The sequence below is a fragment of the Streptomyces sp. NPDC004266 genome (genome assembly GCF_042874095.1).
GTDB lineage: Bacteria > Actinomycetota > Actinomycetes > Streptomycetales > Streptomycetaceae > Streptomyces.
Genome location: NZ_JBIAMM010000027.1, coordinates 1 through 13776, shown reverse-complemented (window position 1 = coordinate 13776; position 13776 = coordinate 1). Strand labels below are relative to the sequence as shown.

7 protein-coding genes and 2 pseudogenes are annotated in these 13776 nt (G+C 67.1%); 3 read left to right on the top strand and 6 right to left on the bottom strand.

Annotated features, from left to right (window positions below; all coding sequences use genetic code 11):
- Positions 1–363: 363 nt before the first annotated feature.
- Complete coding sequence (locus ACFYUZ_RS37405) at positions 364–1644, top strand: hypothetical protein (RefSeq protein ID WP_389317086.1); 1281 nt, start codon at positions 364–366, stop codon at positions 1642–1644.
- A gap of 689 nt (positions 1645–2333) precedes the next feature.
- Here the strand turns inward: ACFYUZ_RS37405 and ACFYUZ_RS37400 are convergent.
- From ACFYUZ_RS37400 to ACFYUZ_RS37380, 5 genes and pseudogenes are all read right to left on the bottom strand, one after another.
- Positions 2334–3806, bottom strand: a complete 1473-nt coding sequence (locus ACFYUZ_RS37400; protein WP_389317084.1) for a PIN domain-containing protein — start codon at positions 3804–3806, stop codon at positions 2334–2336.
- A gap of 142 nt (positions 3807–3948) precedes the next feature.
- A complete protein-coding gene (locus tag ACFYUZ_RS37395; RefSeq protein ID WP_389317081.1) occupies positions 3949–4401 on the bottom strand; it encodes a hypothetical protein in 453 nt (150 codons plus the stop codon).
- Between the two features lie 64 nt (positions 4402–4465).
- Entirely contained in the window at positions 4466–4951 is a 486-nt protein-coding gene (locus ACFYUZ_RS37390) for a GNAT family N-acetyltransferase (RefSeq protein WP_389317078.1), read from the bottom strand.
- 37 nt (positions 4952–4988) lie between these two features.
- Positions 4989–7475 carry a preprotein translocase subunit SecA gene (locus ACFYUZ_RS37385; RefSeq protein WP_389317075.1) on the bottom strand — a complete coding sequence of 829 codons (2487 nt, stop codon included), beginning with the start codon at positions 7473–7475 and terminating at the stop codon, positions 4989–4991.
- A 309-nt stretch (positions 7476–7784) separates the two neighbouring features.
- A pseudogene (locus tag ACFYUZ_RS37380) lies at positions 7785–8804 on the bottom strand (helicase associated domain-containing protein); the annotation flags it as partial.
- 915 nt (positions 8805–9719) lie between these two features.
- On the opposite strand from ACFYUZ_RS37380, the gene ACFYUZ_RS37375 reads away from it, so the two are divergent.
- The gene (locus ACFYUZ_RS37375; RefSeq protein WP_389317072.1) at positions 9720–10217 is read left to right on the top strand and encodes a hypothetical protein; all 498 of its coding nucleotides are present in this window, start codon (positions 9720–9722) and stop codon (positions 10215–10217) included.
- A gap of 8 nt (positions 10218–10225) precedes the next feature.
- Here ACFYUZ_RS37375 and ACFYUZ_RS37370 read toward each other — a convergent pair.
- Positions 10226–10387: pseudogene (locus ACFYUZ_RS37370) on the bottom strand (ISL3 family transposase); the annotation flags it as partial.
- A gap of 1902 nt (positions 10388–12289) precedes the next feature.
- Here ACFYUZ_RS37370 and ACFYUZ_RS37365 point away from each other — a divergent pair.
- Positions 12290–12793: a hypothetical protein gene (locus ACFYUZ_RS37365; protein ID WP_389317069.1), complete on the top strand. Its 504-nt coding sequence runs from the start codon at positions 12290–12292 to the stop codon at positions 12791–12793.
- The last annotated feature ends 983 nt before the right edge of the window (positions 12794–13776 follow it).

Here is a 13776-nt window from a genome sequence, read left to right as displayed (position 1 = left end):
GACCCTGGCCCCGGCAAGCACGACGCCGCGGGGGCCACGGCCATGCCCCGGGCCACTCCAGGCAGGAGCCCACCGATACGGACGGGGGTGTTCGGCCCAGGGGCACCCAGGCGCCACTGCTCGTGGGACTGGAGTGATCTTCCGTAAGGCTCCGTCCTTCTACGTCCCCCGATAGGGTCAGTGGCAGCCCGTGCCGATATGGCGTGCGCGGGCGAGGCCCGGCGCCCAGATGCGCTCTGGAAGCAGTACCACCGGGCCGCCCCTCCCTTCCCGAGCAAGACGCCCCGGGCCGGGATGAGCCCGGTACAGGGTTCGGGCCCGAAAGTCGCTCGTTGCCTGTGTATGCGGTTCTAGGCTTCCTCAATGAACCAGCCCGATGAGCCCGTCCCCGACGAGACCCAGGCCGTACTGGGTCCGATGCTGCTCACCTTTCTGGTGGCTCTGCCTTTCCCGTGCCCGCTGCCGCATGGGGCGGTGATCAGCAAGATGCTGCCAGGCACAGTCGAAGGACTGGAGGGCATGCAGGCGCGTGCCACCCAGGACGGGCCTGCACTTCCGCCCACCGTGCAGGACCGGCCGTTTGTGTCACTGAAGTTTTGGCAGCTCAAAGAACGCCAGAGCGGTGGGAGCATGCATCTGCCGGCCTTGGCCCAGGTCTGCGCCGAGATCATCGGCAAACCCGCGCCCGAGGACCTTACCGACGAGACGGTCGATACCTACCGCACAGTCGTGGAGATGGTCACTGTCCAGGGCGCCGATCGTCTGCACCCGCAGGAAGAAGCTCTGCACGAGGCGTTCACCCGCTGCTTCGACGTGCTGACCGACGTCTCCTCCATGGCCAAACTGACCCTGCCCCACGGTCACCCGGTGGCCGCTCCGGAACAGATAGCGGTGACCATCTGGCTCGCCAGGACGTTGACCGGTAGCTACGCCGACGGCTGGATGGGCGTGATGCCCCTGACACCCCCTGCCGGGCCGCCCGACGCCGTCCTCGACGAGGATCAGATGACCCGCCTCAACGCACACCTGCACCGCTTCTGGGACGGATCACCCTTCGAGCTCGCGATGGAGCGCTCCATCGAAGCCAACCGCGCCTTCCGCCACGAAGGCGACTACCGCAACGCTGTCGTCCAGGCCGCCATGTTCGCCGAGATCATCCTGACCAGCACCCTGTCCCTGATGCTGTGGGAAGAACAGCTGCAGGCTCCCTCCATCGAAGCGGCTGTGGCCGTGTTCGACTTCTCCCGGGGCGGCGGCCTGGCCACCCGAGTGAAGACCGAGTACGCCCCCCGACTCGGCGGCACGTGGGACAGCACCCGCCCCGGCCCGATCCACGACTGGGCACACGCCGTGGCAGCACTGCGCAACAGAGTCGTCCACCGCGGCTACCGCCCGACGTACCAAGAGACCGAAGCCGCCCTTGCTGCGGCAGACGCGCTCCCTGAGTTCATCAAAGCCCTACTGGCCCAGCGCGTGGCACGCTACCCGCGCACCGCGCTGCTGACCCTGGGGGAACCCGGTCTTCGCAGGCTCGGCGGATGGTCACGGGCAAACGCTTATCTGAAGGATCCCGCCCAGGTACCGGACCTGTGGTTCCGCGAGTTCACCACATGGCGCGAAGCGGTCGACAGCCGCCTCGCCTAACCCGCCAGGCCGCACAGCGGGACCGGTCCCCAAGTCACCGTGCCACCGGGCGGGACGGGCTGGCCCATCCGACGGCGCCAGCCCACCACAGGCCCTACACAGGCGGTATGAGACGCACCCGAGAAGAGACCGCAGCCCAGGATCTGCCGGGCGAGCTGTGGCACGCCCTGGTCCAGCTCCACCACACCCATCCCGACCCCGTGGGCCGCGTCGGACCACTCGCCCGCCCGGCCGGGCTGCTGTCCTTCACCGCGGCCGCCGACACCATCCTCGCGGCCCGGGTACAGCTGACCGGCGCGGAGACGATGCACCAGGTGAACGACATTCTCCGCGCGATGACCGGGAACCTGCCCCACGCCCACTTCACCGGCCCCGGCGTCGCCCTGGAACGCACCCTCGGCAGACGCCAGGAACTCCCGGTCCACCCGGCACACATCGCCGGACTCACCCGGCACACATCGCCGGACTCACCCGGCTCTTCCGGCACGCCTCCGGCACCATCGGCGCCCGCAGTACCCCGGGCGGCGGCCGCTACTTCCACTGCGACGGGACGGGACGTGCCCGCCCACTGTGGGAGCCGGCGGCAGGGCACGCCTGAGCCACCTTCCGAAGACCTCGCCCGTTCGAGGGAACCGGCGGTTCGTGGCTTCGGCTGGCGCTGTGCCGGGACAGCCCGATCGCGCTCGCCGTCAGTCGTCTGTGTCCGGAGTGTCTGCGTCGCTCGGTTCGGCCTTCGGGTCCGAGCTGTCGTCGGCCTCGGAGATGGAGGCATCGTCGTCTGTGTCAGGGATTTGGATTCCCGCCGCCAGCGCTGCTGCCGCGATCTGATTGAGGTCTGTCTGCGGAAAGAGGCTGCTGTAGTCGACCTTTGGTACGAGGTGACTGAAGTCCATCTGAGGAACCAGCCCGCTGAAGTCGGGCTTGGGCAGCACGCTGGCGATGTCGAGCGTGGGCATTGACGCCCTGATCTGCTCGATGAAGCTCAGATCGACCGGGGGGACCACGCCGGAGAGGCTGCGGGTCAGGGCGCTGGCGACATCGAGTGTGGGCATGGCATCGGCGAACAGGTTGCCACCGGAAGAGTGGAACATCTGGTTGCGCAGGACCCGCGCCATGCGGGCAGCCCTGGCCTTCAGCTTCTTCAGGATCTCCATGCACCGCGCGTCCGCCGTGTCCGGGAGCACGGGCTCGCCGGGGGTCAGCAGGGTCGGCGCCTCGTCCCCGTCGTTCGCGGAGAAGAGGACCTTCATCTCCCAGACGCACGACACGTACCGCACGTCCTCGCTGTCGCCGTTGACGGCTGCCCCGTACAGCAGCCACCGGGTGTTGGCCGTGTACCAGATGCTGTCCTCGATCTCGTGACCGAGGACGTTCGTGATGCTCAGCAGCTCGGCTTCGGGAGATGCCAGCCACTGGCGCCACTGCACGGAAGCCTCGGCGCTGTCCAGGCCGACGAATCCGATCGGCGAGCTGAGCACCTCAACCGCCGTCTGTGCCACCCGCTTGCGGACGGACAGCGACTTCAGCAGCTCCTCGGCGGTTGCTTCGGCGTCCTGCCCGGACACCTCCTTGGTGAACTTCGAGACGACCGCGTTGAAGTCGGTGAGCCGATTGAGCCGGCCCTCCAGGCCACGTACGTCCTCGTTCATCGGATAGGGATAGGTGACCCCGTCGCCGAAGTCCTTGGTGTTGTTCGTGACGAAGCAGACTTCCTCGTCCGGGTTCTCCCTCATGTACTCGAGGATGGAGAACCAGACCGCCGCGTCGCGGCCGCCCTCCGACCGGTCCTTGGTCGCCTTCGCCGGAGGAAGGGCCATGGCCTCTCGCGACAGAGCCCTGCGGGCGGCGTCCCCGCTCGTGTCGATGACCTCGAAGATCTCCTCGTACGCGCTGCACCAGTGCGCAACGAGACGGTCCAGATCGAGCGGCTCCAGGGAGCTCTCCAGCTCCCACGGCAGTGTCTCGTTCAGCTTTGCCAGGGTGTTCACGACAGCCCGGTACTTGTCGGGGTAGTGCTTCGTCTGGTGGGCGACCAGTTCCTCCATGACCATCCACGGTACGGCCACCTTGTGATGGCCGGACTGCCGCAGCTTGCGGATGATGTCGGCCCGAGGACCGGACGGCGGGAGAAGATTCACCGCGTTCGTATCAAAGATGATCAACCGTGCCTCCGTTGTGCTGACAGGCATCATCTCGTGCGACTCCCCACCTGTTCTAGGCCGGATCCGGAGAACGAACGCCAGGGCAATAGCGGGCTGCGCGGTGACGTGCGGGGCCCCGGGCCCTATCGGGGGGCCCGGCCGGTCAGAGAGGGGAATCCGTAGACGTCGTGCTCAGAGCCTGGTCCGTCGTGCACGGGGCGTGTGCCAGCGGGAACCCGGCGGTCTCCTCGACGATGTTGGCGCCGCTGAGGTCCTCGCACACCCGCAAGTCCAGCGCGACGGCTGCCGCGTCGATACGCGCCCACTGCTCGTCGGTGAGGTCGGGCAGGAGCGAGCGCAGGTGGTGCAGAGCGAACGCGACGATGCCCAGTGTCACGCTGTGCAGGAGGTTGGCGAGAGCGGCGCTGTGCGCGTCGGGATGGAGCTCACCCCCGCGCGACAGGGCGTACGCCAGCCTGTACGTGGAGTCGGCCTGCTCGGTGAGGGTGGCGTTCGCGGCGCCGCGAACGCCCGTGAGCCAGTCGGTGGTGAACAGCAACTGCTCGATTGCGGCACCTGGCACCGTGGTCCCGGCCGCGGTGGTGATGTTCTCCATGCCCGGTCAACTCCCCGACCGGTGAAGCGGACACGGCTCCGCTCTGGCCACTGCACGGTGCGGGTTACTCACCTGCGGCGTCGGCCGTGCCCTTCACGGCGAGGATCTCCGAGACCGGGCAGCCCCAGGCCGCGCCCGGTCCGGCGGGGCCGTAGAGCGTGAGCCCACACGCCTGGAAGAACGCTTGCCGGCCGGCCGAATCGGCGCCGTCCTGTGGGACCAGGGCCAGGAACGTGTCGCCGGCTTCCTGGGCCCGGCGGGCGATCTCGGTGAGCAGCGCCCGGCCGACCCCGCCGCGACGATCGGTAGGGGCGACGGCCATCGTCGAGATGAACGTCTGCTCGCCGGGGTGCGCCTCCCGGCCTTCGTCGTGCCCGAAGTCGCAGTGGAGCTCGAACTCGGCGACTCCGACGAGCCGCCCGTGGAACTCGGCCACGACGACGTCCAGGCCCCCGGGGTTGTAGGACATGCCGTCTCCCAGACGGTTCGAGTACAGCAGCTCCTCCACCACCGGGTAGTCGGCTGGGGCGATGTCACGGATGAGCGGCATGCGCCGAGTATCCGCGACCACAGCACAGAAGGTGGGGCTACCGCTTCGGCTTCTGTTTTTTGCGTTTTGGAGTGGTTTTCGTGCCTTGTGAGGGTCGCTTCACGTTCCGGTGGATCGAGCGTTGCAGGCGTGTGGCGGGCAACAGGGTTTGCAAGGTGGCAGTCAGCGTGGCGTCGAGCGGCCCGATGTGTCCGTCGTAGAGGACCCCGACGAGATCGCGAGTCGGTTCGTCGTAGAGGAAGACGACGCCACGCGGCAGGCCGAGCTGATGCTTCTTAGCTCGCAGGTAGCCACGGAGGCTCTTCTCGGCGTCGTCGGGGTCCTGTCCAGCTGGGCGTGTCGCCCACACGAACAACCATCCTTCGGCCGGATCGACGCTGGCCGTGACGGGCACCGTCATACTGCGGCCTTGGCCGTTCGGGCGCGGGTTGTTGAGGAGCATGTCACCATGGCACGCGAACTTGTGCTGGGCGGGCGTTGCCAGGGATAGCAGCGTCGCGCCGATGCTGAGCCATCCGGTGACGTTGCGTGATTGCAGTTCGTCGATGAGAGGCGCGAGTGGTGAGGGCACCATCGTTGGCTTGGGAGCGGATCCGGCAGTCACATCGTCACGTTGTCTGCTGTGGAACCACCGGTCGAGCGCGTCGGTTCGACTGGTCAGGAAGGTCAGCTCTTGTGCGCGGTAGCGGCGTAGCTCGGCTGTGGTCGGCTCGGGGAGGAAGGGATACGCGACACGCACCTGTGCCGGGTCAGGTTCGACCCACAGGCCCGCCTCGTAAAAGTACAGGAACAGATCCAACTCGTCCGGTGCGCGAAACATGACGGTGACGTCGGGGTTGCGGCGGCGGCGCAGGTACAGGAGGAACTCTGCCGGGCGTGCAACGAGCTCGGTGATCAGCTCTAGGTCGTGCAGGGACACGGTCCAGGGGATGTTGTCACGGGTGAGCAGGCCGGCCCGCACCAGCTCCGCGGTGGCGGTCAGGACAGTGGAGATGTCGTCGAGGCTGACGGCGATGGTGTGAATCTCGCGGATGTGGCGAAGGTCGACCCAGCCTTCGTCCTCGATGCGCAGACCGCCGTCTCGCTCGATGGCATCCTTCATACGGCCGGACTGCTCGGCCGCTTTTGTGATGATGCCGGTTAGGTCCGTGCGAATGCGTGTCGCCTTGCCGCCGCGTGACAGGGCGCTCAAGGCGATGGCCTTGTCCTCCACGATGATGGCGACGTCGTCGAGGACGATGAGGTGGTCGCCCTCGACGCGCTTGGTGTACCGCGCCGGATTGGCGGCCGTGGCTTGTGCGTCGTTCGCGGGTATGTAGTACTCGAAGGCGTCCCGGAAGCGGGCCCCGGGCAGTACACGGCTCAGCGCGTCGCGCGTGCGGGCCTCGAGAAGGTCGCCGCGGTGCTTGGCGTACTGGTTCCAGACGGGCTTCGATGTCTTCAGGTGCTCTTCGAGGTTTTCCCGGACGGCGAACACATGCAGGGCCGGGTGCGGCAGCATGAGGCGTCCGTGGCCGTCGACAATGAGTGGCCGGGTGCGCATCGGGTTCTTGCCGGTGGTGAATGCGTCGACAAACTCCGCAGCAGTGGCCTTCACGTGGTCCAGGCGGAACCGCTCGACCACGGCTCTGGCACGTTCCACGGTGATGCCCGTGTGCGCGGCGACGGCGTCGAGCGTGACCGCGGCCCGGTCGGCGTCGGGCTCGAACAGCGACATGAAACTGGCTCCGGCCAGTGCCGTCAGCCTGTCATCCGGCTGGCCTTCCTTCGTCGCCTTCATCGCCTCCTGCACGGCGGCGTCCATTGCTTGCAGCCGGGTGTTCAGGCCGTCCTGCTGCAAGTGGTGGACTGTGTCGAGGACCGCCAGGGCATCGGTCGCGTCGAAGCCGAGCTGAGTGTTCAGGGCCGCGCGAACGCTCGGATTGCCGTCCAGAAGAGCCAGGTTGGTCGTTGCGACCATTTCCGGGTAGGACGCATTGCGCACCCAGACCTCGGCGCCCCGGATGAGTAGGGACATGAGGGCGAGCTTATCGGCGGGGTCGACGGCGGCGAGCGACCGGAGCTGAGCGAGGTGCAAGAGTTCGTCGAGTTGCTGCTTCACCTCGGAGACGAAGTGGCTCATCTGCTGGTGTTCGACAGCGGGAGCTGTGGCCTCCGCCGTCTCCTGCCGGGCGGCGAGAGCGACCAGCGCCAGCAGTTCCACGTAGGCGGCGCCCGCCTCCGCAGTGACGGGTATCTCGTCTCCGAACGCCATCGGTAGGAACCGTTGGCGCGCTACCTCGATGAGTCGGATGGGATCGAACCGCTGCAGCTTCGCGACGAGCTTGTCGACAGCCTTGTCGAATGCTGCGTCGACCGCTGTCGCGGGATCGTCGTCGTCGGCGAAGGTGGCCATCAGCGATGTCAACGCCTCCCAGGTGTCCGCCATCACTTGGGCGTGCGGGTCGAACGTCGACGATGGCGCCGGCCCAGCATGGCGCTGCCTTTTATTGCGCGTCGCGCGGCGTTTCGAGCGGGAACCCATGAGGCCACCTCATCACACATCGCAGTCGGACAACGAGGGATTTGTATCCATCTCGATCAGCGGAGCCGCTGGACTCTCCCTGCTCGCTTCTGCGGCGGTCGGCAGGCGTACTCACATGGGCGCAACGGCTGCGCCGATCCCGGGTCTGTCAAACGAGTGGCGCAACTGGGGTTGATGGTTACTGACGGTCTGCGGAGAGGCGGCCGTCGAGGCGATGTCGAAGGCGTTCAGCGTGGTCTTCCAGCGTATGTCCAGCGGGCTTGGCCCTTGCTGGGGTTTGTCGAACGAGAGAGATCTTGCCGACGACCGTCAGATCCACCCAACACCGAGTTCTCGTAGTGCGTTCCGCTGTTCCTGGCTCAGCCGGTCTCTCCTGGCCCGGGTGTTGGAGATCCACACGCCCAGCTTCACAGCCACCGGTTCGGTCTCGCCGTTGACGGTGATCTGCTCGCTGTGGCCGCGGGGGACGGGCCGGTGGGCGCCTTCCCGTTCGACCCACTGGGTGAGGGCGGTCAGGCCGCGTTGGAATGCCTGCTGTGCCTTGTTCGGTCCCTTTGCCGCGTGGGGCGCCGCCGAGGCGGGAGAGGGCTTCTCCAGCGGCTTGATGCCCAGCTTTGCCAGTCGTTTCTGCTGTTCGGGGAGCAGCTGCGCCCAGGTGCTCGGGTTCTTCTGCCGCTGAAGCCACCGCCCGATGTCATCACCCTCGAACAGCACCCCGGGTGCGATGGCCGGCAGGACACCGTCGGCGTCGACCAGGTCCGCGAGGACGCGGTAGTGGCGTTGCCAGTTCAGCGGCCACTGGTAGTTCCAGTCCTCGTCGATCTCGGCGAGCTGCGCGGCCCGGGTAGCCGCGGTGTCCTCATCCTTCCCGAGCCCGTTCTTCGTGCCTTTGCGGCGGAGGTTGGCCATGTGCTGCCCGATGGGCACCATCTCGGTGCCCTCGCCCCACACCGCGTCCTGTTGGGGCGCGAGGTGTCCGGTGGCCCGCCGATACGACCGGAGCGCGGCGAGCTTGGCCTCCCACGCCTCCTCACCGGGCTCCCACACCATGCCGGCTTCCGGCGCGTCCAGGAGGACCTTGCGCCGGTCCTCGAGCTCGCCGGCGCGCAGGGCTTTGCGCTGCTGGTGCACCCACCGACCGAGGGGGAAGTTCTTGGTGACGCCGACCTCGGTCTCGGTGTCGTAGGGGACGGCGTGGACGCCGGTGATCTCATTCTCCGCGCGCCACCGGATGAGGGCCTGGTAGCCCTCCAGCCACACCAGGGATTCGGGCCGGTACACCCGCGTACGGAGGTAGGCCGCGATCGTTGCCGCGTCGCGCGGGCTTGCGATCTTTCGGTTTCATGACAGTGGAGTGAGAGGCAGTGAGGCCTGTGCGTTGGTGCTGCTCAGCTTCGGTTGCCGGGTGAGGCGCACTGCCTAGGTATGAGAAATTGGGGCGATTCCACTGACACGGGGCGATATTCATGCAGGTCGCGCATCGACACGAAACCGAGAGCTCGCAGGCGGGCTGTTTCTAGCGGGGTATGTGAGAGCCCCTGGGACGAGCTTTTCTGGAGCCATCGGTGGTCCGGGCGATGAGATGGGGAGCCACCCCGTGTGAGGGGCGGCGGCGTGCCGCTATGGGAGTAATGGGGCGGTCGGGCTGTTCGGCCGCTCATGCTGTGCCTGGTGGAGGACAACTCGAACTCCGACGACCCGGGCCTGCTTGATATCTGCGATCTCTGCCACCGGGCGATCCCGCCGGCGAGGGCGTCTACGGGTGTGTCCGCGACTCCTCCTGGGCCGATCCCATCGACGCCAGACGCGACGGCCAGCGACCGATCGCCGCCTGCGGCATCGCGCACCTGGCCGAACTGCAGCAGCAATACCGGCGCCGCCCGTTCGTCAACGAAGAGCTCTGGAGCGCGCAGATCGACCGGGCCCAGACACAGCAACCTCACCTCGACCAAGAACAGCTCGCCAAAGAAACCGGACTCACCCTGCTCCAGCTCGAAGCAGCCGCACGATGGGGCGCCACACGAAGAGTCCGAGGGGCCGACGCTCTCAACGAACCGCTGAAACCGCCAGGCGACTGAACCAGGACCGGGCCGGCCTTGTTCACGAGCTCGGGTTCCGGCACCTGGCTTTGCTCACGAGTTTCGGTTCTGGTCCAAGTTCTGTGGAGCTCTCACGCTCTGTAACCTGCCGGGACTGGATATCCCTTCGTGGCTCGTTGACAGACCTGTTTGGGATCATGCCCACATGGACTTCGACCTCGCCCCACCGACCGGCGTTGGCCCGTTGCGGATCGGTATGACTCGGCAGGCGGCCAACACGGCGCTGGACTCGCTCCGCGATCTCTCTGCGATCTCGGAGTCTGATCGGCCGGGGCAGCACATCTTCCGTCCCAGCGGGCTGATGATCAGCATCTACTGCATGCGAGACATGCTTGAGGCCATCGAGTTGGGAAGGCCGTCGTCCCAGACGGACCGAGTGTTGTTTCAGGGTGTGGACGTGTTCGCGCTTTCGGCCCGCGAGGTTGTCCAGCGCATGGGCAAGTTCACCTCGATCGAGGAAGATCCTGACGACGATGCCTCATTCATTGCCCCGGACTTGCTGCTGAGCTTCTGGCGTCCGTTCGCAGCCGACGATGAGCCCGAGGAAGAGCAGGGCTACCACTTCAGCTCGGTCCTGCTGGCACGGCCTGGCTACTACGACACCCCTGCTCAGGCTGCGGAGCGACTCCAACAGAGCTCGTGACAGGCCCGTCAGGACGCCAGCAAGACTCGTTTCCGCAAGAGGCCGAACCCAGCCCGACCGTACATCTGACGCTTGATCATTTTGATCCGGTTGACGTGGCCTTCGACGACGCCGGAGCTCCACGGCAGTGTGAGGCCAGCGGTGACAGCTACGAGATCGCGTTCGAGGCCGTTGACGAAGGTGAACGAAGCCAGCGCCGCCGTCCGCGGATATCCCCCCGAGTCGTGGATGGCGGCGACCGAACCACGCACCGCCCGCATTCTTCCCCTTCCCGCAGGCCGGGGCGCATGAGACGTACGACAGGCAGGGGCGGCCACGGCCTGGAGCCGGGCCACGGGCCTGGGAGCGACGCCGACCGCCGAACCGGAGGAACTGTTCGTCCAGGGCACCCCGCAGCACAGCCACGCAAGGACGGTGCGCACCGAGCGCCCGGCAGAGGCAGGGGACCACCGGACCGAGTCCGGGCGTGTGGAGTGGCATGACCGAACGCGAACGCCGCGCCCTGCCGCGCCGCGGGCCTGATGGCGTCTCCGGGCGACAGATCCTCGACGACGCCCGCCACGCCCAGGGACACCCCTGCATATAGGGGCTTCCCCTGTCGTGAGGTGGTTGACCAGATGCAGGCGACAGGCCGGGTGAGGTCTTCCACGAGGCGGACAGAGGTGTGCCTGCTCTGCCTGGTGAGCGGACAGAACGAGAGAGGGCGATTCGGCCGGTTTGCCGGTTTCGGTGAAAGTGGTTCAGCTGAAGCCGTACGTACGGTAGAACTGCAGGTCACAGAGTCTGCTCCCCGCACCCGCGGGGATGGCCCCTCATCGCATCGCCCCCAAGGAGCGCACTGGACCTGCTCCCCGCATCCGCGGGGATGGTCCCATCAGCGAGGCGCGCCAGACTCCCACGGACCCCCGCTCCCGCGCCCGCGCCCGCGGGAATGGGGTCCTCTCTGGTACCGCAAGACCATCCGAGATTGCGACTGTCCCCTCAGCTGGGGTGGGGTGGGTTGTGCGACGTCTGCGGGACTTCGGGGCGGGTCTGTTCCTTGGTCGTGCGGGTGTGTGGGTGTTCCGGTCGCTTGGGTCGCTGTGTCGTCCGGGTGTGGTGGGCATCGATGGGTGCATTGACCCTGCCCGTGGTCTGCTCACCACCCGGGCTCACCGAACAACCCCGCACGTGGTGCAGGGATTATCCCGTGGCCTTCTGGGGTGGGACCAGGCGCCGCCGGCCGCCGCTCTCCGCACCTGACGGGGATCGCCCTGGTTGCCGGTCCGCCGCATCGCAGCCGGCTCCTGACTCCCTTGCCTGCCATGGCGCTTCCGCACGTGTTCCTGCCCGCGGCGAGGCACCTTGCCGGCCCGTGGGGGTGGGCCCGTCCCGTGCCGGACCCTTTCGGCTCGTCCGGCAGCCCCGCGCCCACCGCTTGCCGTTGGTGGGGGCTGGTCGGGGCCGTGCGGGTTCCCGTGTTGGCGAGGCGGGCCGGGTGCGTCGGGGCCTGGACGGGTGATGCGGTTTCCGCATACAGGATCACGCATGGTGTATGCGTTTTCCGTATGCGGGGTGAGGCGCGGCCCGGGCCCCGGGTTTGTCATGCCGGGGCCGGTGTGTCTGCATGCCCGTCTCGGGGCCGAGGGGAGAGTCGCAGGCTCTCCTTCCTCTCGTTCCCGTCAGCTTCCCCGTCCCCGGGCAGCCCGCCCCGCCGCATCCGCGCCGGCATTGTCTGATCAGCGGGGGCGGTGGTGCAGCGGGGTCCTCCTGGTCCTCGGCCTTGGCGCCGTGGCTTTGTTCGTGAGAACCGGCTCTGGCACAACTTCTGTGGTGTCGGGTCGAAGCTCGGTGTCCGAGGCCGGAGCACGCCGGGAACCGGCAGGTCAGGTGCTTGTCACGAGGCAGACAGAAGCCCGGTCGGCGTAGCTCCACAAAAGTTGCGCCAGAACCCGAGAACCGACAGCAGATGTTCATCACTTCGGGAGTCACCGAGTCGGCGGCCGTTCGATTCTGCTGAGGCGAGCTACCGACTGGTCGCCGGTGAAGTATTCGGTTGTCCACGAAGGGCTGAACCTGCGACGGTCAACGGCATGAACGTGGTTCTGGGAGACAAATCGAGGTTCGCCGCAGAGGTCGGCGAGCCAGGCGCCCTGTGCCGGGTCGATCTCTGGGCGGCTGGCAAGTGGCTGACCTGCGACGACAATATGGCGTACGTCCCCCAGTTCCGCCGCGATGTGCTGGAGACCGCCGCCTGGCTGCGCTCGGGAGAAGGCCGTTCCCTGCCGTTCGCCGGCTTGTCCGCCGAGGCCACACACAGGCGCCTCAGGGAGCAGGCGGGGGACGACGACGAGTCCGAGGCCGACTACCAGCTGCGCAGCCGGTTTCGGGTCCTGCTCTGGGGTCCCACCACCGACAACCTGACGGCTTACCTGTTCCGCGAAGGGGACCACCTGGTCATCACGCTGGGGTTCTGGCGTGAGGAACACCTGCTCAGCCACCCTGAAGACGCCGGTGCGGTCTTCGTGGCCGAGCTCCCGGCCGAGGAACTCATCGGCATCCTTGAAGGCATCGTGGCCGCGCTCGACGCCGGTTAGAGCGAGAGCCATTCAAGACCCTTCGGCGACATCAGAACGTCTCTCCCGACGGAGCTGAGCCGAGAAGCGCCCCCGCTGCCGCACCGCTTGGCCGTCGCTCGGGCAGCCGTCTTGCTTCATGTGCCTGGGGGTGTGGTGAACGGGAGCCTGTGAGCCTCTCAGACTGTTTCCCAGCTGGCCGGGTGGGCTGGGAGCTGTGAGGAGTGGTGGACTCACCACGGCTCGCGTCCAGGGGCCGGCCGTGATGGGAAGAGGGACAGCCCCCTGCCCCGCGGCGAGTCACGTGACATGCGGACGCCCGGCCGGCCCCGTCCCCGTTGCCGCGCCCTGCCCCTTTGGAGGGCGCGGGGGAGGGGTGTGTGGTGGTTCGTCTGATGCGTTTTCTGTATGGGCTGTTGGTGTGGTGTCAGGAGGCGTTTCCTGCCGGTATTTTGCGTTTTCGTCATAAAGATGCGCGATTCTGGTAGTTGGCGATTCATGCTGCGGTTTGCGTTTTTCGCATGTCTCTTCTGCTGCAGTGGTCGGCTCCGCAGGGGCCGGAACCCCATCCAGGTGATCATGAAGTGGTCTAGATAACAGATTTCGATGCAGACCCCTACTCATTACGTAGAGTAGTTATCTCTGTCACGCTCACAGACTCCGGAGTGTCACTCCACCCCGTGCGCACCGCGACCGCTCCACGGAGCACAGCAGGAAGCCAACATGCCTCCGCCGGCCCCGCAGGGGCCCACCCCACTCACCACCGACACACCATCAACCACCAATCAAACCAAGCCACTTACCAGCACCAGGCCCCGCCGCAGGCGGGCGCCAAACCACAAACAACCCCCACCCACACCCGCACCCCTCAACCCAACTCCACCACCCCGCTGCCACCACAGGTGCCCGCCCCTCAGGCAGCCAGCCCGGCGCCGCGCAGCGGCGCAGCGGCATTGGGAGTGACGCAGTCACTCCGCGTCGTGTCTCCGCAGGAGACCGCGCGC

Excerpts from the sequence above, each read along its gene's own strand:
- ACFYUZ_RS37405 (WP_389317086.1), top strand. The coding sequence starts at position 364 with ATGAACCAGCCCGATGAGCCCGTCCCCGACGAGACCCAGGCCGTACTG.
- ACFYUZ_RS37395 (WP_389317081.1), bottom strand. The coding sequence starts at position 4,401 with ATGGAGAACATCACCACCGCGGCCGGGACCACGGTGCCAGGTGCCGCA.
- ACFYUZ_RS37390 (WP_389317078.1), bottom strand. The coding sequence starts at position 4,951 with ATGCCGCTCATCCGTGACATCGCCCCAGCCGACTACCCGGTGGTGGAG.
- ACFYUZ_RS37385 (WP_389317075.1), bottom strand. The coding sequence starts at position 7,475 with ATGGGTTCCCGCTCGAAACGCCGCGCGACGCGCAATAAAAGGCAGCGC.
- ACFYUZ_RS37375 (WP_389317072.1), top strand. The coding sequence starts at position 9,720 with ATGGACTTCGACCTCGCCCCACCGACCGGCGTTGGCCCGTTGCGGATC.
- ACFYUZ_RS37365 (WP_389317069.1), top strand. The coding sequence starts at position 12,290 with ATGAACGTGGTTCTGGGAGACAAATCGAGGTTCGCCGCAGAGGTCGGC.